Annotated in this window: 25 protein-coding genes; 21 read left to right on the plus strand and 4 right to left on the minus strand. The window is 71.0% G+C overall.

Going from position 1 to position 22,106, the window contains the following annotated elements:
* Positions 1 to 62 precede the first annotated feature (62 nt).
* From rpmE to FB382_RS04605, 17 genes are all read left to right on the plus strand, one after another.
* Complete coding sequence (gene rpmE, locus FB382_RS04525; RefSeq protein ID WP_125035350.1) at positions 63 to 278, plus strand: 50S ribosomal protein L31; 216 nt, start codon at positions 63 to 65, stop codon at positions 276 to 278.
* A 91-nt stretch (positions 279 to 369) separates the two neighbouring features.
* On the plus strand, positions 370 to 1,443 hold the full coding sequence (gene prfA, locus FB382_RS04530; RefSeq protein WP_182537167.1) for a peptide chain release factor 1: 1,074 nt from the start codon (positions 370 to 372) through the stop codon (positions 1,441 to 1,443).
* Entirely contained in the window at positions 1,440 to 2,297 is an 858-nt protein-coding gene (gene prmC, locus FB382_RS04535) for a peptide chain release factor N(5)-glutamine methyltransferase (protein ID WP_182537169.1), read from the plus strand. Before prfA ends, prmC begins: the two co-directional genes overlap by 4 nt.
* Positions 2,298 to 2,333: 36 nt before the next feature.
* Positions 2,334 to 2,993: an L-threonylcarbamoyladenylate synthase gene (locus tag FB382_RS04540; protein ID WP_125035353.1), complete on the plus strand. Its 660-nt coding sequence runs from the start codon at positions 2,334 to 2,336 to the stop codon at positions 2,991 to 2,993.
* Between the two features lie 4 nt (positions 2,994 to 2,997).
* Positions 2,998 to 4,158 carry a glycosyltransferase family 4 protein gene (locus FB382_RS04545; RefSeq protein ID WP_182537171.1) on the plus strand — a complete coding sequence of 387 codons (1,161 nt, stop codon included), beginning with the start codon at positions 2,998 to 3,000 and terminating at the stop codon, positions 4,156 to 4,158.
* A gap of 284 nt (positions 4,159 to 4,442) precedes the next feature.
* Positions 4,443 to 4,661 carry an AtpZ/AtpI family protein gene (locus FB382_RS04550; protein ID WP_182537173.1) on the plus strand — a complete coding sequence of 73 codons (219 nt, stop codon included), beginning with the start codon at positions 4,443 to 4,445 and terminating at the stop codon, positions 4,659 to 4,661.
* A gap of 9 nt (positions 4,662 to 4,670) precedes the next feature.
* The gene (locus FB382_RS04555) at positions 4,671 to 5,132 is read left to right on the plus strand and encodes an ATP synthase subunit I (protein ID WP_182537175.1); all 462 of its coding nucleotides are present in this window, start codon (positions 4,671 to 4,673) and stop codon (positions 5,130 to 5,132) included.
* A complete protein-coding gene (gene atpB / locus FB382_RS04560; protein WP_182537177.1) occupies positions 5,129 to 5,911 on the plus strand; it encodes a F0F1 ATP synthase subunit A in 783 nt (260 codons plus the stop codon). Before FB382_RS04555 ends, atpB begins: the two co-directional genes overlap by 4 nt.
* A 73-nt stretch (positions 5,912 to 5,984) precedes the next feature.
* On the plus strand, positions 5,985 to 6,245 hold the full coding sequence (locus tag FB382_RS04565; RefSeq protein WP_373994680.1) for a F0F1 ATP synthase subunit C: 261 nt from the start codon (positions 5,985 to 5,987) through the stop codon (positions 6,243 to 6,245).
* A 68-nt stretch (positions 6,246 to 6,313) separates the two neighbouring features.
* Entirely contained in the window at positions 6,314 to 6,844 is a 531-nt protein-coding gene (locus FB382_RS04570) for a F0F1 ATP synthase subunit B (protein WP_125035358.1), read from the plus strand.
* Positions 6,844 to 7,653, plus strand: coding sequence for a F0F1 ATP synthase subunit delta (locus FB382_RS04575; protein ID WP_182537179.1), 810 nt, complete (start codon positions 6,844 to 6,846; stop codon positions 7,651 to 7,653). Before FB382_RS04570 ends, FB382_RS04575 begins: the two co-directional genes overlap by 1 nt.
* Positions 7,654 to 7,726: 73 nt before the next feature.
* Positions 7,727 to 9,364, plus strand: a complete 1,638-nt coding sequence (gene atpA, locus FB382_RS04580) for a F0F1 ATP synthase subunit alpha (RefSeq protein WP_125035360.1) — start codon at positions 7,727 to 7,729, stop codon at positions 9,362 to 9,364.
* 3 nt (positions 9,365 to 9,367) lie between these two features.
* Positions 9,368 to 10,282, plus strand: a complete 915-nt coding sequence (locus FB382_RS04585; RefSeq protein WP_182537181.1) for a F0F1 ATP synthase subunit gamma — start codon at positions 9,368 to 9,370, stop codon at positions 10,280 to 10,282.
* A gap of 5 nt (positions 10,283 to 10,287) precedes the next feature.
* The gene (gene atpD / locus FB382_RS04590; protein WP_125035362.1) at positions 10,288 to 11,742 is read left to right on the plus strand and encodes a F0F1 ATP synthase subunit beta; all 1,455 of its coding nucleotides are present in this window, start codon (positions 10,288 to 10,290) and stop codon (positions 11,740 to 11,742) included.
* Positions 11,742 to 12,140, plus strand: a complete 399-nt coding sequence (locus FB382_RS04595) for a F0F1 ATP synthase subunit epsilon (RefSeq protein ID WP_125035363.1) — start codon at positions 11,742 to 11,744, stop codon at positions 12,138 to 12,140. Before atpD ends, FB382_RS04595 begins: the two co-directional genes overlap by 1 nt.
* 97 nt (positions 12,141 to 12,237) lie before the next feature.
* Entirely contained in the window at positions 12,238 to 12,693 is a 456-nt protein-coding gene (locus FB382_RS04600; protein ID WP_125035364.1) for a DUF2550 domain-containing protein, read from the plus strand.
* On the plus strand, positions 12,669 to 13,886 hold the full coding sequence (locus tag FB382_RS04605) for an MFS transporter (RefSeq protein WP_343055483.1): 1,218 nt from the start codon (positions 12,669 to 12,671) through the stop codon (positions 13,884 to 13,886). The genes FB382_RS04600 and FB382_RS04605 overlap by 25 nt, the downstream gene beginning before the upstream one ends.
* Here FB382_RS04605 and FB382_RS04610 read toward each other — a convergent pair.
* Entirely contained in the window at positions 13,807 to 14,391 is a 585-nt protein-coding gene (locus tag FB382_RS04610; RefSeq protein WP_182537183.1) for a cob(I)yrinic acid a,c-diamide adenosyltransferase, read from the minus strand. The genes FB382_RS04605 and FB382_RS04610 overlap by 80 nt on opposite strands.
* Positions 14,392 to 14,569: 178 nt before the next feature.
* Between FB382_RS04610 and FB382_RS04615 the strand changes: the two genes are divergently transcribed.
* The 3 genes from FB382_RS04615 to FB382_RS04625 are packed head-to-tail and all read left to right on the plus strand — an operon-like array spanning position 14,570 to position 17,589.
* Positions 14,570 to 14,878: an STAS domain-containing protein gene (locus tag FB382_RS04615; protein WP_125035367.1), complete on the plus strand. Its 309-nt coding sequence runs from the start codon at positions 14,570 to 14,572 to the stop codon at positions 14,876 to 14,878.
* 19 nt (positions 14,879 to 14,897) lie between these two features.
* Positions 14,898 to 16,964: a protein meaA gene (locus FB382_RS04620; protein WP_343055484.1), complete on the plus strand. Its 2,067-nt coding sequence runs from the start codon at positions 14,898 to 14,900 to the stop codon at positions 16,962 to 16,964.
* A gap of 10 nt (positions 16,965 to 16,974) precedes the next feature.
* Positions 16,975 to 17,589, plus strand: a complete 615-nt coding sequence (locus FB382_RS04625) for a histidine phosphatase family protein (protein WP_182537187.1) — start codon at positions 16,975 to 16,977, stop codon at positions 17,587 to 17,589.
* On the opposite strand, the gene FB382_RS04630 is transcribed toward FB382_RS04625, so the two are convergent.
* The 3 genes from FB382_RS04630 to FB382_RS04640 all read right to left on the minus strand — a co-directional run bounded on the left by FB382_RS04630 (position 17,558) and on the right by FB382_RS04640 (position 21,100).
* Positions 17,558 to 18,607 carry an alpha/beta hydrolase gene (locus FB382_RS04630; protein ID WP_182537189.1) on the minus strand — a complete coding sequence of 350 codons (1,050 nt, stop codon included), beginning with the start codon at positions 18,605 to 18,607 and terminating at the stop codon, positions 17,558 to 17,560. The genes FB382_RS04625 and FB382_RS04630 overlap by 32 nt on opposite strands.
* 107 nt (positions 18,608 to 18,714) lie before the next feature.
* Positions 18,715 to 19,269 (minus strand): hypothetical protein, encoded by a 555-nt coding sequence (locus tag FB382_RS04635; protein ID WP_182537191.1) that lies wholly within the window; start codon positions 19,267 to 19,269, stop codon positions 18,715 to 18,717.
* Positions 19,259 to 21,100 carry a right-handed parallel beta-helix repeat-containing protein gene (locus FB382_RS04640; protein ID WP_182537193.1) on the minus strand — a complete coding sequence of 614 codons (1,842 nt, stop codon included), beginning with the start codon at positions 21,098 to 21,100 and terminating at the stop codon, positions 19,259 to 19,261. The genes FB382_RS04635 and FB382_RS04640 overlap by 11 nt, the downstream gene beginning before the upstream one ends.
* Before the next feature lie 74 nt (positions 21,101 to 21,174).
* Here FB382_RS04640 and FB382_RS04645 point away from each other — a divergent pair, with 74 nt between their 5' ends.
* Positions 21,175 to 22,092 (plus strand): FAD-dependent oxidoreductase, encoded by a 918-nt coding sequence (locus FB382_RS04645; protein WP_182537195.1) that lies wholly within the window; start codon positions 21,175 to 21,177, stop codon positions 22,090 to 22,092.
* Positions 22,093 to 22,106: the final 14 nt, after the last annotated feature.

Here is a 22,106-nt window from a genome sequence, read left to right on the forward strand (position 1 = left end):
TCCCGGTTCACGTCGTCCGCACTCGGCGGAGACGACCCGGCGGCCTCGAAAGGACACCGGACATGAAGAAGGACATCCACCCGGACTACGTGGACACCCAGGTCACCTGCACCTGCGGCGCGCAGTTCACCACCCGCAGCACCGCGACCTCCGGCTCGATCCACGCCGACGTCTGCTCGCAGTGCCACCCGTTCTACACCGGCAAGCAGAAGATCCTCGACACCGGCGGCCGCGTCGCCCGCTTCGAGGCCCGCTACGCCAAGGCTGCCAAGAAGTAGCTTCGTCCGAGCGCCGGTCCCCGCCATCGTGCGGGGGCCGGCGCTCGTGATTTGTCCGACCGATCTCCGAGCGCACCACCGAGGGGCACCCATGTTCGAGGCCGTCGAAGGACTCGTCGCCGAGCACGAGCAGCTCGAGGCCCGGCTCGCCGAGCCCGAGACGCACGCCGACGCCCGGCTCGCCAAGCGCCTCAACCAGCGCTACGCCGCGCTCTCGGCGACGATCGGCGCCTGGCGCGACCTCCAGCAGATCGACGACGACCTCGGAGCCGCCCGCGAGCTCGCCGGCGAGGACCCCGCGTTCGCCGAGGAGGCGGAGACGCTGGTCGAGCGACGCGCCGTCGCCGAGGAGCGGCTGCGCCGGCTGCTCGTGCCGCGCGAGGAGGCCGACGACAAGGACGTCATCCTCGAGGTGAAGTCCGGCGAGGGTGGCGAGGAGTCTGCGCTGTTCGCCGGCGACCTGCTCCGCATGTACACCCGGTACGCCGAGGGGCGGGGCTGGAAGGTCGAGCTGATCGATGCCAACGAGTCCGACCTGGGCGGCTACAAGTCCGTGACCGTCGCCGTGAAGGCCAAGGGCACGCCCGAGCCCGGCGAGGCGCCGTACGCCCTGCTGAAGTTCGAGGGCGGCGTCCACCGCGTCCAGCGGGTGCCCGTCACCGAGTCGCAGGGGCGGGTGCACACCAGCGCCGCCGGCGTCCTGGTCTTCCCGGAGGCCGAGCAGGTCGACGTCACCATCGACGAGAACGACCTGCGCATCGACGTCTACCGCAGCAGCGGTCCCGGTGGCCAGAGCGTCAACACCACCGACTCCGCGGTGCGGATCACGCACGTGCCGACCGGCATCGTCGCGAGCTGCCAGAACGAGAAGAGCCAGCTCCAGAACCGCGAGCAGGCGATGCGGATCCTGCGTGCCCGGCTCCTCGCGGCCGCGCAGGAGAAGGCCGACGCCGAGGCCGGTGAGGCCCGGCGCAGCCAGGTCCGCACCGTCGACCGCTCCGAGCGGATCCGCACCTACAACTACCCGGAGAACCGGATCTCCGACCACCGCACCGGCTACAAGTCCTACAACCTCGACCAGGTGCTCGACGGCGACCTCCAGCCCGTCCTCGACTCCTGCACCGAGGCCGACCTCGCCGCCCGCCTCGAGGCACTCGACCAGTGACCACCCGCCGCACCGTGCTCGCCGACGCGGTCCGCCGGCTGGCCGAGGCCGGCGTGGCGAGCCCGGAGCACGACGCCGCCGAGCTCCTGGCCCACGTGCTCGGCACCGACCGGTCGCGCCTCGTCCTCCTCGACGACGTCCCGGCCCCGGCCCTCGAGCAGTACGTCGCCCTCCTGGACCGCCGTGCGGCCCGCGAGCCGCTGCAGCACCTGACCGGCGTGGCGCACTTCCGGCACGTCGAGCTCCTCGTCGGGCCGGGGGTGTTCGTGCCGCGGCCCGAGACCGAGCTGCTGGCCGGCTGGGCGATCGAGCAGGCGGTCTCGGCAGGCTCGGCCACCGGGCGAGCCCCGGTCGTGGTCGACCTGTGCACCGGCTCGGGAGCGGTCGCCAAGGCGATCGCCGACGAGGTCCCGCACGCCACGGTCTACGCGGTCGAGCTGGACGAGTCCGCCCACGGCTGGGCCGCCCGCAACCTGGCCGGCACCGGCGTCGACCTGCGCCACGGCGACATGGCCTCGGCCTTCGACGACCTGGCCGGCACCGTCGACGTGATCAGCTGCAACCCGCCGTACATCCCCCTGGACGCGTGGGAGTCCGTGGCCCCCGAGGCCCGCGACCACGACCCGCACCTGGCGCTCTTCTCGGGCGACGACGGGCTCGACGCGATCCGCGTCCTGGAGGCCCGGGCCGCGCTGCTGCTGAGGCCCGGGGGAGTGGTCGGGGCCGAGCACGCCGACCGGCAGGGCGCCTCGGCCCCGGGGGTCTTCGCCGCCACCGGTCGCTGGACCGAGGTACGCGACCACCGCGACCTGGCAGGGCGTCCGCGCTTCCTGACCGCGCGACTGGCACGATGACCGGGTGGACGACGCAGCGACCAAGGTGATGACGGCATGAGCGAGCGCTACCCCACCGGCACGGAGGACGAGCGCGAGGCCGCGATCGAGGCGGCCAGCATGGCCATCCAGCGCGGCCACCTCGTGGTCCTGCCCACCGACACCGTCTACGGCATCGGCGCCGACGCCTTCGACCCGGCCGCCGTCCGCGGGCTGCTGGCAGCCAAGGGCCGCGGCCGCGAGATGCCGCCGCCGGTCCTGATCAGCGCCGCCACGACCATCGACGCCCTCGCGGTGAGCATCCCCGGCTACGCCCGGGCGCTGATCGACGCCTTCTGGCCGGGCCCGCTGACCCTGGTCTGCCACCAGCAGTCCTCGCTGCAGTGGGACCTCGGCGACACCCGCGGGACGGTGGCCGTGCGCATGCCCGCCGACCCCATCGCCCGCGAGATCCTCGAGCGCACCGGCCCGCTGGCCGTCAGCTCGGCCAACAAGACCGGCATGCCGGCCGCCACCGACGCCGACCAGGCCGAGCAGATGCTGGGCGAGGACGTCGCGGTGATCGTCGACGGGGGCGAGTCGACCGGGGGAGAGGCCTCCACGATCATCGACGTCACCGGGTCCCAGGGCCGGGTGCTGCGCCGTGGTGCGCTGTCGCTGGAGGAGCTCAACGCCGTCCTCGAGCCGCTCGGCGCCACCCTCACGGACGAAGGCTGAGCGCTTGCGCGAGTATGCCCTCGTCTTCCTCGTCGCCGCCTCGGTCACCTACCTGCTGACGGTGGTGGCTCGCGAGATCGCGCTGCGCACCGGGGCGGTGGCCGAGGTCCGCGACCGCGACGTCCACGCCGAGCCGATCCCCTACCTCGGCGGGCTCGCGATGCTCGGCGGGCTCGTGGCGGCGTACGTCGTGGCCCGTGAGCTGCCGTTCCTCTCCACCAGCAGCGACTTCGTCTTCCGCGACGCGGGCATCGTGCTCATCGCCGGCGCCCTGATCTGCGCCGTGGGCGTCCTCGACGACCTCTTCGAGCTCGACGCGCTGACCAAGCTCGGTGGCCAGGTGCTGGCCGCGGGCTTCCTCATCGTCTTCGGCATCCAGTACGTCTTCTTCCCCGTGCCGGACGGCAGCCAGTTCTCCCTCGACAGCGCGCAGGGCGCGATCCTGACCGTGCTCGTGGTGGTCGCGACCGTCAACGCCGTCAACTTCGTCGACGGCCTCGACGGGCTCGCCGCCGGGGTCGTGGGCATCGGCGCGGTCGCGTTCTTCGTCTTCTGCTACCAGCTGGCCAACCTGAACGGCGTGAGCCTGGCGATCACCGGCGCCCTGCTGAGCGCCTCGCTGGCCGGCGCCTGCGCCGGGTTCCTGCCGCACAACTTCCACCCGGCCCGCCTCTTCATGGGCGACAGCGGCTCGATGCTGATCGGGCTGGTCCTGTCCGCCAGCGCGCTGACCCTGACCGGCCAGTTCTCCGGGCCCGAGCTCAGCCAGGGCGCCGACGGGTCCCGGGCGAGCCTGGTCCCGACCCTGCTGCCGCTGCTGCTGCCGGTCTCGATCCTGATCGTGCCGATGGTGGACCTGACCCTCGCCGTCGTACGCCGCACGCGCGCCGGGCGCTCGCCGTTCGCACCCGACAAGCAGCACCTGCACCACCGGCTGCTGGAGATCGGGCACAGCCAGCGGCGTGCGGTCTTCATCATGTGGCTCTGGGCCGGCCTGGTGGCGTTCGGCACGGTCCTGATCAGTCTCTACACCGGCACCTGGATGTGGGTCTCGCTCGGCATCATGGCGACGGTGACCGTCGGCATGACGTTCCTGCTCCCGGCCATCCGGCGGCCGCACCCGCCCCACCCCACGGTGCCCGAGCAGCCCCTTCCGGAGGGCTGAGCCGGAGGGCTGCGGGGGACCCGGTTGGAGGGCCCCGAGGACTTTGTGCTAGTTTTCACAAGCACCCAGCACCGACGAAAAGAACGGCCGCCACCCATGACGACCGCCCTTGGCTCGAGCCTCTCCGGGACCACCCGGACGCTCTCCGGGACCACCCCGGTCCCCGGGTTCAGAGCCCCGTCCCGCTGTGGTAGTTTCACGCCGTCGTCGGACGCACACCCGGACCCCCTCCTGAGCGGTCCCGGAGCCGACGTCTTCAAGCCTGCCGATGAAAGCGACTTGGGATGGTCGATGAGCTCTCCGACAACAGCCTGCGAGGCCGTGACCTCGCCGGGCTCGGGGGACTCCTCGCCGGTTCGGTCATCGTGGGCATGGTCCTCGGGCTCCTCCTCGACCACAGCGCGGGCACGTCTCCCGCGTTCACGCTGGTCGGCATCGCACTCGGCATCGTCTGCGGGGGTGTCGGCTTCTGGCTTCGTGTCCGTGCCGCCCTCCGGGGGTGAGCTGACCCGATGAGCAACCAGACGACCGACCGCGAGACGGACACCACCATGACTTCCCCCGAGACCCCCCAGACGCCCCCGCGCCCCTCCGTGGTGCGCGTCGTGCGCGACCAGAAGAAGACCGTCGTCGTGGCGCTCGTCCTCGTCGTCGCGACCTACTGGATCGCCGGCCAGCTCGGCGAGTGGCGCCTGGCCGCCTGCATCGCCGCCGGCATCGGCCTGGGACTCCTCAACCACCTGGTCACGGAGTTCTGGCTGCTCAAGCTCATCAGCTCGGGGGAGGAGCCGACCCGCAGCAAGATCGCGGTCTCGACCTTCATCCGCCTGGCTGCCCTGTCCGTTGTCGCGGTGGCGATCGCCGTGATGTTCTGGCCGGACGGCATCGGGCTCCTGCTCGGTCTGGCCATCTTCCGCCTCATCGCGCTCGTGATGACCGGGATCCCCCTGCTGAAGGAGTTGAACAAGGCATGACCGGCCTGCTGCCACTCGAGACGAACATCGAGATCGGCCATCACGTCGAGCGCCACTTCCTGGGCCTCACGTTCAACATGGACACGATCTGGACCACCCTGGTCGCCGGCGCGATCGTCCTGGTCCTCGGCTTCTGGGCCCGCTCGGCGCTGACGAAGAACACCACGGACCACGTGCCGACCAAGATCCAGCTGCTCTGGGAGACCATCGTCAAGGAGGTCACCACGCAGGTGGAGGACAACCTGGGCAAGGTCCCGGCGTTCGTCGTCCCGCTGGCCGTGGCGCTGTTCTTCTTCATCCTCTTCGCCAACTGGCTCGAGCTGCTCCCCACGGAGATCAACGACAAGCTCCACCTGCTGCCGGCCCCCACGGCCGACACCAACCTGACCTACGCGATGGCGATCATGGCGATGGTCGGCGTGTGGATCTACGGCATCCGCGAGAAGGGCCTGGGCGGCTACCTCAAGCACTTCCTCGAGCCGTTCCCCGTGCTGCTCCCGCTGAACATCCTCGAGGAGCTCACCAAGCCGATCACCCTCGCGCTGCGGCTCTTCGGCAACATCTTCGCCGGCGGCATCATGCTCGCGCTGATCGGGCTCATCCCGTTCTACGCGTCGTGGGCGCCCAACCTGCTCTGGAAGCTCTTCGACATGGCGATCGGCGGCATCCAGGCCTTCATCTTCGCGCTGCTGGTGATCCTCTACTTCGGCATGGCCGGGGCCGGTCACGGCGAGCACGACGAGCACCACGAGGACCTCGAGTCCACCCCCGCGGCCTGACCTCCCGGTCGGCCGCAACCCCCCAGTTGTAAGAAACGAGCACCGTCACCCGGTGCCCAACCAAGGAGAAACAGTGGCAGCAGACACTATGGAATCGGCCATCAAGACCGCTGGCGCCTTCGTCGGTGGCGGACTGGCCCTCGCCGGCGGCGCGATCGGCGCTGGTGTCGGTGACGGCCTCGCCGGTTCGTCGTACATCCAGGGCGTTGCCCGCCAGCCCGAGGCGCAGGGTCGCCTCCAGACGATCTTCTTCCTGACGGTCGGTCTGGTCGAGGCGATGTTCTTCATCAACCTCGCGTTCATGGCGCTGTTCGTCTTCGTCCTCGGTAAGTGACCCCGAGGATCTGAAACCTGGGCGCTTCCGGCGCCCGTGCCACACCGCCACGACCAAAGGATCAATTGATGGCAAGCGTTGCGATCGTCCCGATGGAGAGCAACTTCCTCGTTCCCAACGGCACGTTCTTCGTCGAGCTGTTCGCCTTCGCGATCATGGTGTTCATCCTGGGCAAGTACGTCGTCCCGCCGATCAACAAGGCGATGACGGCGCGCCAGGAGGCCATTCGCCAGCAGTTCGCGGACCTCGACCAGGCCAAGTCCGAGGCCCACCAGGCCGAGGAGGAGTTCCGCGCGCAGATCGCGGACGCCCGTCACGAGGCCGCTCGCATCCGCGAGGAGGCGCGCGAGCAGGGTGCGGGGATCATCGCGGAGATGCGGGAGCAGGCCCAGGCCGAGGCTCAGCGCATCGTCGAGCACGCCCACACCCAGATCGAGGCCGACCGCAAGGCGGCCGTCGCGTCGCTGCGCAACGAGGTGGGCACGCTCGCCACCACGCTGGCGGGTCGCATCGTCGGTGAGTCGCTGGACGACGAGGCTCGCCAGAGCCGGGTCGTCGAGCGCTTCCTCACCGACCTCGACCAGGCGCGGAGCAACTGATGCAGGGTTCGTCCGGAGAGTCCCTCGCGCGTCTGTCCGACGCGCTGGGCACGGCCATCGACGGGGGCGCCGACGGCGCCACCGTGGGTGACGGCCTGTTCGCCGCAGCCGACGTGCTGCGCGACCAGCCGGCGCTCCGTCGTGCGGCGACCGACCCGTCCAGCCCGGCCGAGGCCAAGCGCGCCCTGGTGAGCGGCATCTTCGGCAGCCACCTGGACAGCACCGCCACCGAGATCGTGGGCACGGCCGCCGGGCTCCGCTGGGCATCCAGCGGAGACCTCGCCCGGGCCCTCGAGCAGCTCGGTGTCGTGGCGCTGGTCAAGGCCGCCGACGCCGCGGGCGAGGCGGACCGCCTCGAGGACGACCTGTTCCGCTTCGGCCGCGCGGTCGTCGACAACCCCGAGCTGCGCGACGCCCTCTCGGACCCGGCGCGGTCCGCGGGCGACAAGCGGGCCCTGGTGCGCTCCCTCCTGGAGGGCAAGGCCGCGGGCGGAGCGATCCGCCTGGCCGAGCGCTCCGTCTCCGGCGTCCACCTCACGGTGGCCCGGGCCCTCGACGAGTACGGCAAGGTGGCCGCGGAGACGCGCAACCGCCTCGTCGCGCTGGTCCGCACCGCTCGCCCCCTCGAGGCGGGGGAGCAGCAGCGCCTCGCGGACGTGCTGGCCCGCCAGTACTCCCGCCCGGTGCACCTCAACGTGGTGGTCGACCAGAGCGTGGTCGGCGGCCTCCGCCTCCAGATCGGTGACCAGGTCATCGACGGCACCATCGCGAGCCGCCTCGACGACGCGCGCCGGCGCCTGGTCGGCTGAGCCCGACCGCCCCACCACCCCAGCACCACCGCCACGCAGAGACTTCAGTAGAGACAAGAGAGTAGGGACGAAGATGACGGAGCTCACGATCCGTCCGGAGGAGATCCGCGACGCGCTCCAGAAGTACGTCGCGGACTACCAGCCCGACGCAGCGAGCAAGGAAGAGGTCGGCACGGTCGCCCAGGCCGCCGACGGCATCGCCCGGGTCACCGGTCTTCCGTCGGCCATGGCCAACGAGCTGCTCGAGTTCGAGGACGGCACGCTGGGCATCGCCCTGAACCTCGACACCCGCGAGATCGGTGTCGTCGTCCTGGGTGACTTCGACAAGATCGAGGAAGGCCAGACGGTCCGCCGGACCGGCGAGATCCTCTCGGTCCCCGTCGGAGACGGCTTCATGGGCCGCGTCGTCGACCCGCTCGGCACCCCGATCGACGGCCTCGGCGAGATCCAGAGCGACGAGCGCCGCGCGCTCGAGCTCCAGGCCCCGACCGTCATGGACCGCAAGTCGGTGCACGAGCCGCTCGCGACCGGCATCAAGGCGATCGACGCCATGACCCCGATCGGCCGTGGCCAGCGCCAGCTGATCATCGGTGACCGCGCGACCGGCAAGACCACCATCGCGATCGACACGATCATCAACCAGAAGCAGAACTGGGAGTCCGGTGACCCGGACAAGCAGGTGCGCTGCATCTACGTCGCCATCGGCCAGAAGGGCTCGACCATCGCCTCCGTGCGTGGCGCCCTCGAGGAGGCGGGTGCGCTGGAGTACACCACGATCGTGGCGTCCCCGGCCTCGGACAGCGCGGGCTTCAAGTACCTCGCTCCCTACACCGGCTCGGCCATCGGCCAGCACTGGATGTACGACGGCAAGCACGTCCTCATCGTGTTCGACGACCTGACCAAGCAGGCCGAGGCCTACCGCGCCGTGTCGCTGCTGCTGCGCCGCCCGCCGGGCCGTGAGGCCTACCCGGGTGACGTCTTCTACCTGCACAGCCGCCTGCTCGAGCGTTGCGCCAAGCTCTCCGACGCCAAGGGCAAGGGCTCGATGACCGGCCTGCCGATCATCGAGACCAAGGCCAACGACGTCTCGGCGTTCATCCCGACCAACGTCATCTCGATCACCGACGGCCAGATCTTCCTGCAGTCGGACCTGTTCGCGTCCAACCAGCGCCCGGCCATCGACGTCGGCGTCTCGGTCTCGCGCGTGGGTGGCTCGGCCATGACCAAGGCGATGAAGGCCGTCACCGGCTCGCTGAAGGTCGACCTGGCCCAGTTCCGCGCCATGGAGGCGTTCGCGATGTTCGCCTCCGACCTCGACGCGGCCTCGCGCCAGCAGCTCGACCGCGGCCAGCGCCTGATGGCGCTGCTCAAGCAGCCGGCCTACTCGCCGTACCCGCTCGAGGAGATGACCGTCTCGCTGTGGCTCGGCACCACCGGCCGCCTGGACAAGGTCCCCACCCCCGACGTGCTGCGCTTCGAGCAGGAGTTCCTCGACTACCTGCGCCGCAGCAACGACGGCGTGCTCTCGACCATCCGTGAGACCCAGAAGTTCGAGGACGGCACGGAGCAGTCGCTGGACAAGGCCTACACCTCCTTCCTGGACCAGTTCGAGACCTCCGACGGTGGCTCGATCAAGGTCGGCCACGAGCCCCAGGCCGAGGCGCTGGAGGACGAGGACCAGGAGCAGATCGTCAAGCAGAAGCGGGGCTGACGCATGGCCGTATCGCTGCGTGAGTACCGAGCGCGGATCAAGTCGACGGAGTCGATGAAGAAGATCACGCGCGCCATGGAGCTCATTGCTGCGTCCCGCATCATCAAGGCGCAGCAGCGGGCCCAGTCGGCCGCGCCCTACGCCCGGGAGCTGACCCGCGCGGTGTCGGCGGTGGCGACCTACGCCAACGTCGACCACCCGCTCACGCGTGAGCCGGAGGACCCCAAGCGGGCCGCCGTGCTCATCGTGACCAGCGACCGTGGCCTGGCCGGCGCCTACTCCTCGAGCGTGCTCAAGGAGGCCGAGCGCCTCGCGGAGAAGCTCCGCGGGGAGGGCAAGGAGATCGACACCTACATCTGCGGCCGCAAGGGCGAGGCGTACTTCAAGTTCCGCGCCCGTCCGATCGTGCGGTCGTGGACCGGGTTCTCCGACCAGCCGTCCAACGACATCGCCCACGACGTCGGGAAGACCCTCATCGAGGCCTTCCTGAAGGACGAGGGCGATGAGGGGAACGTCGACGAGGTGCACGTGGTCTACACGCGCTTCCGCTCGATGCTGGTCCAGGAGCCGACGGCCATCCGCCTGCTCCCGCTGGAGGTCGTCGAGGGCGAGGAGAAGCCCGCGCCCGACGAGGTCCTGCCGCTCTACGAGTTCGAGCCCTCGGCCGAGCACGTCCTGGACGGACTGCTTCCGCAGTACGTCCAGAGCCGGATCTTCTTCGCCATGCTGCAGGCGGCCGCTTCCGAGCTGGCCGCGCGACAGAAGGCGATGAAGTCCGCGACGGACAACGCCGACGAGCTCATCAAGAAGTACCGCCGGATCGCCAACCAGGCCCGCCAGGCCGGCATTACCCAGGAAATCAGCGAGATCGTCGGTGGCGTCAACGCGCTGGCCGACGCCAACGCCGGGAATGAGTGAGAGACATGACTGCCACTGTTGAAGAGACCACGGCCAAGGCTGCTGGCGGCGTCGGCAGGATCGCCCGCGTCATCGGTCCGGTCGTCGACATCGAGTTCCCCATCGACTCGATGCCCGAGATGTACAACAAGCTCGAGACCAAGCTGGAGCTCGGCGGCGAGGCCAAGGTGCTCTCGCTCGAGGTCGCCCAGCACATCGGTGACGGCATGGTCCGCGCGATCTCGCTGCAGCCGACCGACGGCCTGGTCCGCGGCGCGCAGGTGCAGGACACCGGCGGCCCGATCACGGTTCCCGTGGGCGACGCGACGCTCGGCCGGGTGTTCAACACCCTGGGCGAGTGCCTGAACCTCGAGGGCGACGAGCAGCTCGAGGTCAAGGAGCGCTGGGGCATCCACCGCAAGGCCCCGGCCTTCGACCAGCTCGAGTCCAAGACCCAGATGTTCGAGACCGGCATCAAGGTCATCGACCTGCTGACCCCCTACGTGCAGGGCGGCAAGATCGGCCTGTTCGGCGGCGCCGGCGTGGGCAAGACCGTGCTCATCCAGGAGATGATCGCGCGTGTCGCCAAGGACCACGGTGGTGTGTCGGTGTTCGCCGGTGTCGGCGAGCGCACCCGTGAGGGCAACGACCTGATCGTCGAGATGGAGGAGGCCGGCGTCATCGGCCAGACCGCCCTCGTCTTCGGCCAGATGGACGAGCCGCCGGGCACCCGCCTGCGCGTGGCCCTCTCGGCACTGACGATGGCGGAGTACTTCCGCGACGTGCAGGGCCAGGACGTGCTGCTGTTCATCGACAACATCTTCCGGTTCACGCAGGCCGGTTCCGAGGTGTCCACGCTGCTCGGCCGCATGCCGTCCGCCGTGGGCTACCAGCCGAACCTCGCCGACGAGATGGGCACGCTTCAGGAGCGGATCACCTCGACCCGCGGTCACTCGATCACCTCGATGCAGGCGATCTACGTGCCGGCGGACGACTACACCGACCCCGCCCCGGCGACGACCTTCGCCCACCTCGACGCGACCACCGAGCTCTCGCGAGAGATCGCCTCGCTCGGTATCTACCCCGCGGTGGACCCGCTGACGTCGACCTCGCGGATCCTGGACGCCCAGTACATCGGGCAGGCCCACTACGACTGCGCCATCCGGATCAAGCAGATCCTGCAGCGCAACAAGGAGCTCCAGGACATCATCGCGATCCTCGGTGTCGACGAGCTCTCCGAAGAGGACAAGATCATCGTGTCCCGCGCTCGCCGTATCCAGCGCTTCCTGTCCCAGAACACCTACGTCGCCAAGCAGTTCACCGGCATCGAGGGTTCGACGGTCCCGGTGGCCGACACGATCGAGGCGTTCAACAAGATCGCCGACGGTGAGTACGACCACGTGGCCGAGCAGGCCTTCTTCATGTGCGGCGGTCTGGACGACGTCGAGAAGAAGTGGGCAGAGATCCAGAAGAGCCTCTGATGGCCGACACCGACAGCCACCTCCAGGTGGAGCTCGTGGCGGCGGACCGGACCGTGTGGTCCGGTCCCGCCACCATGGTCATCGCCCGGACGGCCGAGGGTGACGTGGGGATCCTGCGCAACCACACGCCGATCCTCTCGCTGCTCGTCAGCGGGGTCGTCGAGATCACCGAGCCGGACAGCCACCAGCACTTCGTGGCCGTCGACGACGGGTTCATCTCGGTCGCCCACAACCGGGTCTCGATCCTGGCCGAGCACGCCGAGATGTCCCACGAGATCGACCTCGACGAGGCTCGGGCCCAGCTCGAGGCTGCCGAGGCCGACCCCGAGGACCAGAAGCAGCAGGCCCGGATCCGTGCCGCCGAGGCGCGTATCCGCACGTTCGAACGGGCGCGCTGACACCAGCCGACCCACCCGTCCGTCCCCTCCGGTCGCCCGCTAGGGTGAGCACCTCGCGTGCTCATCCGCGCGGCCGCGAGGGGGACGGGAGGGACCGATGCCGGTCTGGCAGTGGCTGCTCGACGCAGCCGGTGGCCTGCTCCTGCTCGTCCTGTGTTACGGCGTCGCCCTGATCGTGCGTCGCCGCGTGCTGTCCCGCAACGGTGGCACCTTCGAGCTCTCCTTCCGCGTCCGTCCCGAGAGGGCCGGGCGCGGTTGGCTTCTCGGGCTCGGCCGCTACTCCGGTGAGTCCCTGGAGTGGTTCCGGATCTTCTCGCTCTCCCCGCGGCCCAAGCGCTCATGGGAGCGCTCGCACCTGCGCTACTCCGGCCGCCGGGCACCCGAGGGCGTCGAGCAGATGTCGCTCTACCCCGACCACGTCGTGATCTGCTGCCGCACCGACGACGGCGCCGACGTCGAGCTCGCGATGGGCCCCTCCTCGCTGATGGGCTTCCAGGCCTGGCTCGAGTCCGGCCCGCCCGGCGCGTCGTGGGAGCGTCCCGCGCGCCGATGATCCTGCGCGCCCGCAACGCTGTCGCCCTGACGTTCGCCCTGAACGGCTTCTGCTTCGCCACGCTCGTCTCGAGGCTGCCCGACCTGCGTGCCGACCTCGACCTGGCCAACGGCCCGCTGGGCCTGCTGCTGCTCGCGATCGCCGCCGGGTCGGTGCTGGCCCTGCCCTCCAGCGGACGACTGATCGAGCGCCTCGGCGCGGCCCGGGTGGTCCGGGCGGGGGGCGCCCTCACCGCGGTCGGCATGGTGCTCGCGGGCACCGGGGCGGGCGAGCTGTCCTCGGTGCCGGTGACGGCCGTGGGCTTCTTCGCCTACGGCATCGGCACCGGGACGTGGGACGTCGCCATGAACGTCGAGGGCGCCGAGGTGGAGCGCAGGATCGGTCGCACCATCATGCCGCGCTTCCACGCGGGCTGGAGCCTGGGCAGCATCGCCGGGGCCGCCGTCGGGATCCCGATGGCCGCCGCCGGGGTTGCCCTGCCGTGGCACGTGGGGGTGGGCGGCGTGGTCGCCGCGGTCCTGGTCGGCGTGGTCGCCCGGGCCTTCCCTGAGCCGACGGTCCACCACGACGAGCAGGGTTCCTCGGGCTCGGCCTGGCTCGAGCCGCGCACCCTCGCCATCGGCGTGATGGTGCTCGCCTTCGCGACCGTGGAGGGTTCGGCCAACGACTGGCTCTCGCTCGCGCTCATCGACGGCTACGGCGTGGCGCACTGGGTCGGCGTCGCCGGGTTCTCGGCGTTCGTCACCGCGATGACGGCGGGGAGGCTCCTCGGCCCCTTCGCCCTGGACCGTTGGGGCCGGGCCCCGGTGCTGTGGGCCACGGCTGCGACCGCCGCGACCGGCATCCTGCTCGTGGTGTGGGGCGGCCACGTCCTGCTCGTCGGCCTCGGGATCCTGGTCTGGGGCCTCGGTGCGTCCCTCGGCTTCCCGGTCGGCATGAGTGCGGCGGCCGACGAGACGACGCGGGCCGCGGCGCGGGTCAGCGTCGTCTCGACGATCGGCTACGCGGCGTTCCTCGCCGGGCCACCCCTGCTCGGCCAGCTCGGTGACCGGGTCGGGACCCTGGACTCGCTGCTCGCGATCGCCGTGTTGATGGTGCCGGCCGCGATCAGCGTCAGTGCTGCTCGCCCCGCTCGCCACCCGGCACCCACAGGACGTCCCCCTGCTCCCGGTTGGCGTGACGGGCGAGGATGAACAACAGGTCGGAGAGCCGGTTCAGGTAGGTGATCGCGAGGACGTTCATGGTCTCCGCGTGCTCGGCGTGCGCCGCCCAGGCCGACCGCTCCGCCCGGCGTACGACGGTGCGCGCCACGTGCAGCAGGGCGCCGCCGGGGGTGCCGCCGCTGAGGATGAACGAGCGCAGGTTGGCCAGGTGCTCGTTGTAGTGGTCGCACCACGCCTCGAGCCGGTCCACGTAGGCCTGCTCGATGCGCAGCGGCGGGAACTCCGGGCTCTCGACCACCGGGGTGCAGAAGTCGGCGCCGACGTCGAACAGGTCGTTCTGGACGTGCGTGAGGACGGCCACGACGTCCTCGTCGAGGTCGCCCAGCGCGATCGCGACCCCGAGCTGGGCGTTGGCCTCGTCGACGTCGGCGTAGGCGTGCAGCCGCGGGTCGTTCTTGGACGTGGTGCTCATGTCGCCGAGCCGCGTCTGGCCGGCATCGCCGGTGCGCGTGTAGATCCGCGTGAGGTTGACCATGCACGCGAGCGTAGTTCCCGCGGCCCGCCTCCCGGCCGGGGCCCGTGGTCTCGGGACGCGAGACACGCGGTTTCCGACGCAACCCGATCGGTGTGGGCGGCGTCATAGTGGGTACAGAGGCGACATCGACAGCGGCGAACACCGGGGTTTCTCTGGGCTCCGGGGGGATGGAGCAGCGATGGACATCATCACCGACGGCCCGACACTCGTGCTCGTGGGCGACTTCGACGTGCGGAGCACCATGCAGGTCCGGGCCGCGATCTACGACCACCTCGAGGGACACGACGAGGACGTGGTCGTGGACCTGACGGGCGTCGACGTGGTCGACCTGACCGCCCTCAAGGTGCTCGCCGTGGCGACCCGGCAGGCCTCCCGGTCCGGGCACCACCTCACCCTGCGGGGTTGCGGACCCGCGGTGCGCCGGATGCTCCACCTCTCGCGGCTGATCCGCGTCGTGGAGGTCGAGCGGGCGGCGGCCAGCGCCTGAGCGGATCCGCGCTGGTCAGGTGTCGGATTACCCACACCGAGACGAGTTACCAAGCGGTAGGTCACGTTCTACGCTCGGACCCATGACCGAGATGGACCGTCCCCAGAAGGACCGCCCCTGGGTGATGCGCACGTACGCCGGCCACTCCACGGCCGCCGCGTCGAACGCGCTCTACCGCACCAACCTGGCCAAGGGCCAGACCGGCCTCTCCGTGGCGTTCGACCTGCCCACGCAGACCGGCTACGACCCGGACTCCCCGCTCTCGCGCGGCGAGGTCGGCAAGGTGGGCGTGCCCGTGCCGCACCTCGGCGAGATGCGCCGGCTCTTCGAGGACATCCCGCTCACCGAGATGAACACCTCGATGACGATCAACGCCGTCGCGATGTGGATGCTCGCGATGTACCAGGTCGTCGCGGAGGAGCAGTGCCCCGACCTGTCGCCCGAGGAGGTCGCCGCCCAGCTGGCCGGCACCACCCAGAACGACATCATCAAGGAGTACCTCTCCCGCGGGACCTACGCGTTCCCGCCCGAGGCCTCGATGCGGCTGATCGCCGACATGATCGCCTACACCGTCCACCAGATCCCCAAGTGGAACCCGATCAACATCTGCAGCTACCACCTGCAGGAGGCCGGCGCGACGCCCACGCAGGAGCTCGCCTACGCGCTGTGCACCGCCATCGCCGTCCTCGACCAGGTCAAGAACGCCGGCCAGGTCTCCGAGGACGACTTCGAGAAGGTCGTCGGCCGGATCTCCTTCTTCGTCAACGCCGGCGTCCGGTTCGTCGAGGAGACCTGCAAGATGCGGGCCTTCGTCCAGCTGTGGGACGAGATCACCCGCGAGCGCTACGGCGTCACCGACCCGAAGATGCGCCGCTTCCGCTACGGCGTGCAGGTCAACTCCCTCGGCCTGACCGAGGCCCAGCCCGAGAACAACGTGCAGCGCATCGTGCTCGAGATGCTGGGTGTCACGCTGTCCAAGAACGCCCGTGCCCGGGCGCTCCAGCTGCCCGCGTGGAACGAGGCCCTCGGCCTGCCCCGGCCGTGGGACCAGCAGTGGTCGCTGCGCCTCCAGCAGGTGCTGGCCTTCGAGTCCGACCTCCTGGAGTACGGCGACATCTTCGACGGCTCGCACGTCATCGAGGCCAAGGTCGCCGAGCTGGTCGAGGGCGCGAAGCAGGAGATCGACCGCGTCCAGGCCATGGGCGGCGCGATCGCCGCCGTGGAGTACATGAAGTCCGAGCTCGTCTCCTCGCACGCCGCCCGGCGGGCGCGGATCGAGTCCGGCGACGAGGTCATCGTCGGCGTCAACAAGTTCGAGACGACCGAGCCGTCGCCGCTGACCGCCGACCTCGACGGCGCGATCATGGCCGCCGACCCCGAGGCCGAGCGGACCGCGCTCGCCAGCGTCGAGGAGTGGAAGGCCCAGCGCGACGGCGACGCCGTCGCCGAGGCGCTGGCGGCGCTGGCCGCCGCGGCGAAGACCGACGCCAACCTCATGGAAGCCACCCTGGCGGCCGCCCGGGCGGGCGCCACGACGGGCGAGTGGGCCGGCACGCTGCGCGAGGTGTTCGGCGAGTACCGCGGCCCCACGGGCGTGAGCGGTGCCGTCGTCGCCGAGGCCGGCGCCGAGCTCACGGCCGTGCGTGACCGGGTCCGGCAGACCGGCGAGGAGCTGGGCGGCCGCCTGCGGCTGCTGGTCGGGAAGCCCGGGCTCGACGGCCACTCCAACGGCGCCGAGCAGGTCGCCGTGCGGGCCCGCGACGCGGGCTTCGAGGTGATCTACCAGGGCATCAGGCTGACGCCCGAGCAGATCGTCGCCGCTGCCGTCGCCGAGGACGTGCACTGCGTCGGCCTCTCGATCCTGTCCGGCTCGCACATGGAGCTGGTCCCCGCGGTCCTCGACGGGCTGCGCGAGGCCGGCCTCGGCGACCTGCCGGTGATCGTGGGCGGGATCATCCCCGACTCCGACGGGCGCCGGCTCCAGGAGCTGGGCGTGGCCGCGGTCTACACCCCCAAGGACTTCGGGCTCACCGAGATCATGGCCGGCATCGTCGAGGTGATCCGCAAGGCCAACGACCTGGACTAGCCTCCCGCGGGTGAGCTCCCTCCAGTGTCCCGCCCGCATCCTCGTCGCCCGCCACGGCGAGGCCGAGTACGAGACCGACCTGATCAGCGACGACGGGGGCAGCCTCACCGCGCTCGGCCGCACGCAGGCGCGGGCGCTGGGGGAGCGGCTGGCGGATGAGCGGGTCGCCCGGGTCTGGACGAGCTCGCTCTCGCGAGCCGTGCAGACCGCTGAGATCGCGGCGTCCGTGCTCGGCACCGACGTGGTGGTGAGTGAGGGCCTGCGCGAGTACGCCGTGGGGTCGCTGGCCGGCTCGGGGGAGCACGAGTCGGCGTACTTCGCCGAGGTCTTCCGGCAGTGGGCCGAGGGCGACGACAGCGCCGCGATCGAGGGCGGCGACCGGATCGGCGACACCGTCGCCCGCGTCCAGGGGGTGCTCGAGGCGATCGCCGACGAGCACCGGGGCGAGACCGTGCTGGTGGTCAGCCACGGCGGCGCGATCCTCGCGACCGTGCCGCAGCTGGTCGGGATGCCCCGCACCGCCGGCCTGGGCGTCTCGCTCGCGAACTGCGGGGTGCTCGAGCTGGAGGTCGACGCGGACGGCTGGCGGCTCGTCAGCCCAGGGTGGCCGCCAGCCAGCGGATGACGCGCGCCCGCGTCTGCGGCGCGGTGCGCTCCAGCGGCAGGGCGTTGCCCGCGCCGGCGAAGACCTTGGTGGTCACGGGCGTCCCCGACTTGTAGGCGTCGCGCTGGCGGTCCTTGGAGGACGGGTCGTTGAGCCGGTCCTTGCTGCCGTAGAGCAGCAGGGTCGGCGCCTCGATCTGGTGGGTCAGCGCGTTGGAGGTGGCGTAGGCCGAGCCGAGGCTCAGCACGTCGCCGCACGGGTCCTGGTTGCGCAGCCGGGCGGCGACCCGCTGCACGCCCGCGGGGGCGCTGGCGAAGGCGAGGCGGCGGAACTGCTTGCCCGAGGTGGCGAAGGCCGCGTAGTCGGCGCCCTGCAGGCAGGCCTGTGACTGGCGCTGCACGCCGTCGATGGCCGCCTGCGTCGCACCCGAGTCGGACCACGACATCAGCACGAGCCCGTCGACGTCGTCGAAGGTCGCCGCCTCCAGCTGGGCGATCGCCGCCCCGACCGAGTGCCCCTGGAGCACGACGTGCTGGGCCGACGGCACGGCCCGCGGCTGGTCGGCGTACACGTAGTGGCCCGAGCGGAGGTGCTCGACGACCTGGTGGAGCATGTCGGCCTGGGCCCCGATGCAGGTGGCGTTGCCGTCCGCGAGCGGGCTGGCGTCGTAGCCGAGTCGGTCCAGGACCAGCGAGGTCTCGCCGGCGTCGGCCAGGCGGCTCGCCCAGTCGTACGCCGGGTGGCCCGGCAGCTGCCAGAACCAGCCGCCCGTGGTGGTGTCGTGCACGAGCACGTTGATGCGGTCGACGCTGGCCCCGAGGACCTCGCTGCGAGGGCCGACGAGCGTGGCGTGCACCGTGTGGACCTGGCCGTCCGCGGTGCAGGCGACGCGGGTGCCGTTGGTGTTGTCGACCGAGAAGGTGACCGCGCGCGTGATCACGTCGTCGCCCGCCCCGGCGTGGGCCGGCGCGACCGTGAGCCCCGCGAGCAGGGGGAGGGCCAGGACGGCGGCGAGGGTGGCGAGCAGGGGACGGCGCATCGGGAACGGCTCCTTGTTGAAAAGATGTCAATAAGGCGTGCCGTGCCAGCATGGCACTCCATACCAACGGTATGGAAGTTGGCGCCGGTGTGGGGAGGGTCTCAGCCTCAGCCCGGGGGACGCGACGTCGCGGTGGAGCGGGGGCAGAACGCCTCGCGCGGCGATCCGGTGTGGACCTCCTCGGGCAGCGTCACCCGCACCTCGTCGTCGAAGACTCCGGCCTGCTCGGTGCGGAGGACCACCTCGGTCACGAACGCCCCGGCCCGGGCCGAGAGCGACTCGCAGCCGCCCATCCGCAGCGCGAGGGTGAGCCGGGCCGTCTCTCCCGGCCCCAGGTGCACGTCCCCTGCGCCGTCCGGTCCGGTGAGGCCGGTGTAGGTGAACAGCCGGGTCGAGGGCTGGTCGTCGGCCAACCCGCGCACGGTCAGCGGCAGGTGACCGGTGTTGGTCAGCCCGAACGTGTAGCGCAGGGTGCCGCCGTCGGCGTACCGGATCTGCCGGATGGTGCGGCCGGCGATCGTGAAGACCGAGGTGGCCTCGGTCCCGGAGACCGCCGTGGGACCGCCGGTCTCCAGCGACGGCGCCGACCGCGCCACCGCGACGCCCCCGCCCACCAGCAGGAGGGCGAGGACGGCGAGCAGGAGTGCGGACCTACGCAACACGGGAGGTACGACGCTTCCGCAGGCCGAGGGCGAGCAGCAGCCCGCCCGTCGCGGTGAGGAGGGGAGCGGCGACCAGCTCGGAGTGGTCCTGGTCGACCGCGCCGCTCGAGGAGCCCGGCTTCGACGGGCTGTCGAACCACTCGCACTGCGGCGGGTGCTGCCAGGTCGGGTCGCTGCGGTCGTACTGGCTGCACGACAGGAAGCCCGCGTCCTTCACGAACGCGCCCGGCACGAACACCGAGCCGCCGTCGGCGCACGAGGGCGGCGGGACGGTGAAGTTGTCGGTGCCGGTGCCGCCGGCGTACTGGTTGTCCTCCCAGCAGTTGCCGGTGCCCTGGTCGTCCCACCAGTGGTCGAGGCCGTTGGGCTGCTCGCTGCCGTCGGGCGCGATGCCCATGTGGTTGGCGAACGTGTGGTTGTGGTTGGAGGTGTCGTACTGGTGGGAGGGGTCGTAGTCGTCGCGCAGCGCCGCCGGCACCCAGAACTGCATGGTGCCGTTGCGCCAGTTGTCGTAGATCCAGTTGTGGTCGGTGGAGTCGAAGTTGCCCCCGGCGATGAGCACGCCGGTGCCGACGGGCACCGGCACCACCGGGCAGACCGTGCCGTCGATGTAGCCGCGCTGCGGCATCGGCTTGTCGCAGATGCCGGTGTCGACGAACCGGGTGTACCAGTTCATGTTGTTGGAGTGGACGTCGTTGTGGTTCCACCGGGCGTGGTCCTGCGGCAGGCCGGGGTGACCGGGGAACAGCGAGTCGGTCGCGATGCCGGTGGCGTTGTGGAAGAACTCGTTGTCGTGGGCCCAGATCGAGTTGCCCGCCGTGCCGGAGTAGCCCAGCGTGTTGTCGTGGCTGGAGTTGCCGCGGATCTCGATCGCGTAGCGGGTGGCCTTGAAGTCCGGGTTGTCGGCGTTGAGGTCCGAGCCGGAGCCGGGGTAGAAGCCGGAGTCGCCGTTGTAGTAGGCCTCGGAGTTCTCGATCAGGCCGTGGTCGCTGGCGAAGGCGAGGATGCCGTACTCGTCGTTGCCGCGCGCGAGCACGTGGTCGAGGACGAACCCGTCGGTCTCCAGGACGTAGATCGAGTTGAACTCCGCCTGCTCGAAGGTGATGTCCTTGAGGTAGAGGCCGCCGGCCCGGTCGGCCCGGATGCCGTTGAGCTTGGAGAACCGGTTGTCGACGGTGACGTCGGTGACCCGGGCGCCGGTGCCGATGACCTGGGTGCCGCAGAAGCGGCTGTCGCAGGCGATCGAGTCGTTCTTGGGCGTCTTGTCGCCGAAGATCGCGATCAGGTTGAGGTTGTGCGGGCAGGCCCGCTGGTCGGCGTAGGACAGCGCGATCGGGTTGGACTCGCCGTTGGTGCCCTCCTTGGCGCCCGTGTCGGGGGAGGAGAGGCTGCCGATGTACTCCGAGGACAGCAGCGGCGCGGTGGACGAGGTCTCCAGGTGGGAGCAGTAGTAGCTGCGCTCGTCCCCGGCGTACTGCTGCTCGTGGTAGGTGCCCGGCAGCACGTAGACCGACGTGCGTCGCTGGCGGATCGAGTCGATCGCGGTCTGGATCGAGGAGAACCGGCACTGCCCCAGCAGCCGCTCGTTGCGCTGCTTGACCGCGCCGTCGGGCATCGCAGCGATCGCGTCGGCGCTCCCCGGCTTGCACACGACGCGGGACCGCGGGTTGTCGTAGCCGAGGAACGTCGGGCGGTGCCCGGAGCCGTCGGGGAACTCGGCGGGCCGCTCCTCGTGCGCCGACGCGGGAGCGCCGAGGCCCCCGGACAGCACCGCGAGCAGCAGGAGGAGCAGGGCGGGGGCGAGGCGGGCCAGGCGGGCCGATCGGGGCATCGGAGGTCCTTTCGTCCTCGGCCCAACGAAGCCGTTGTGACCCGGGTTACGCATCAGTAGGACAGACTTCCCCCGTGGCACGGATCATCGTGGTGGGCGCGGGCGTCGTCGGGCTGTCCTGCGCCGTCCGCCTGCTCGAGGCCGGGCACCGCGTCGACGTGGTCGCCCGCGACCTGCCACGGGAGACGACCTCGGCGGTCGCGGCGGCCCTCTGGTACCCCTACCGCGCGCTCCCGCAGGACCGGGTGACGCGCTGGGCGGCGACGTCGTACGCCGTGTTCGACGCGCTCGCCGCGCCCGTCGAGTACGCCGGCTCGCCGGAGGCCGGCGTGCGGATGGTGCACGGGACCGAGGTCTTCACCGCCCGCCAGCCCGACCCCTGGTGGCGCACCGCCGTGCCGCGCCTGGATCGGGTCACCGACCTGCCCGCGGGCTACGTCGACGGGTGGACGTTCGCGACGCCCGTGGTCGAGATGCCGGTCTACCTCGACTGGCTGACGGGCCAGGTGGAGTCGCTCGGCGGCACCGTCACCCGGCTCAACCTGAGGGCGCTGCCCGAGGGCGCCGACCTCGTCGTCAACTGCTCGGGCCTGGGGGCCCGGCTGCTGGGTGCGGACCGGACGGTCGTGCCGGTCCGGGGCCAGGTCGTCTACGTCGAGCAGGTCGGTCTCGACCGCTGGTGGCTCGACGGGGAGGGCCCGACCTACGTCGTCCCGCGCGAGCACGACGTCGTGGTCGGCGGCACCGACGAGCAGGGCGACTGGAGCAGGACCCCCTCGCCCGAGGCCGCCGCCGACATCCTCCAGCGTGCCTCCCGGCTGGTGCCGGCCCTGCGCGAGGCGAAGGTGCTGCGGCACAAGGTGGGCCTGCGGCCGGTCCGGCCGGCCGTGCGGCTCGAGCGTGCCGGACGGGTCATCCACTGCTACGGGCACGGCGGGGCCGGGGTGACGCTGAGCTGGGGCGCCGCCGACGAGGTCGTCGGCCTCGTCTGACGGCGCCCCGCCTC

Origin of the sequence: Nocardioides ginsengisegetis (assembly GCF_014138045.1) — a bacterium.
Lineage (GTDB): Bacteria > Actinomycetota > Actinomycetes > Propionibacteriales > Nocardioidaceae > Nocardioides > Nocardioides ginsengisegetis.

Excerpts from the sequence above, each read along its gene's own strand:
- rpmE (WP_125035350.1), top strand. The coding sequence starts at position 63 with ATGAAGAAGGACATCCACCCGGACTACGTGGACACCCAGGTCACCTGC.
- prfA (WP_182537167.1), top strand. The coding sequence starts at position 370 with ATGTTCGAGGCCGTCGAAGGACTCGTCGCCGAGCACGAGCAGCTCGAG.
- FB382_RS04540 (WP_125035353.1), top strand. The coding sequence starts at position 2,334 with ATGAGCGAGCGCTACCCCACCGGCACGGAGGACGAGCGCGAGGCCGCG.
- FB382_RS04550 (WP_182537173.1), top strand. The coding sequence starts at position 4,443 with ATGGTCGATGAGCTCTCCGACAACAGCCTGCGAGGCCGTGACCTCGCC.
- FB382_RS04555 (WP_182537175.1), top strand. The coding sequence starts at position 4,671 with ATGAGCAACCAGACGACCGACCGCGAGACGGACACCACCATGACTTCC.
- atpB (WP_182537177.1), top strand. The coding sequence starts at position 5,129 with ATGACCGGCCTGCTGCCACTCGAGACGAACATCGAGATCGGCCATCAC.
- FB382_RS04570 (WP_125035358.1), top strand. The coding sequence starts at position 6,314 with ATGGCAAGCGTTGCGATCGTCCCGATGGAGAGCAACTTCCTCGTTCCC.
- FB382_RS04575 (WP_182537179.1), top strand. The coding sequence starts at position 6,844 with ATGCAGGGTTCGTCCGGAGAGTCCCTCGCGCGTCTGTCCGACGCGCTG.
- atpA (WP_125035360.1), top strand. The coding sequence starts at position 7,727 with ATGACGGAGCTCACGATCCGTCCGGAGGAGATCCGCGACGCGCTCCAG.
- FB382_RS04585 (WP_182537181.1), top strand. The coding sequence starts at position 9,368 with ATGGCCGTATCGCTGCGTGAGTACCGAGCGCGGATCAAGTCGACGGAG.
- atpD (WP_125035362.1), top strand. The coding sequence starts at position 10,288 with ATGACTGCCACTGTTGAAGAGACCACGGCCAAGGCTGCTGGCGGCGTC.
- FB382_RS04595 (WP_125035363.1), top strand. The coding sequence starts at position 11,742 with ATGGCCGACACCGACAGCCACCTCCAGGTGGAGCTCGTGGCGGCGGAC.
- FB382_RS04600 (WP_125035364.1), top strand. The coding sequence starts at position 12,238 with ATGCCGGTCTGGCAGTGGCTGCTCGACGCAGCCGGTGGCCTGCTCCTG.
- FB382_RS04610 (WP_182537183.1), bottom strand. The coding sequence starts at position 14,391 with ATGGTCAACCTCACGCGGATCTACACGCGCACCGGCGATGCCGGCCAG.
- FB382_RS04615 (WP_125035367.1), top strand. The coding sequence starts at position 14,570 with ATGGACATCATCACCGACGGCCCGACACTCGTGCTCGTGGGCGACTTC.
- FB382_RS04630 (WP_182537189.1), bottom strand. The coding sequence starts at position 18,607 with ATGCGCCGTCCCCTGCTCGCCACCCTCGCCGCCGTCCTGGCCCTCCCC.
- FB382_RS04640 (WP_182537193.1), bottom strand. The coding sequence starts at position 21,100 with ATGCCCCGATCGGCCCGCCTGGCCCGCCTCGCCCCCGCCCTGCTCCTC.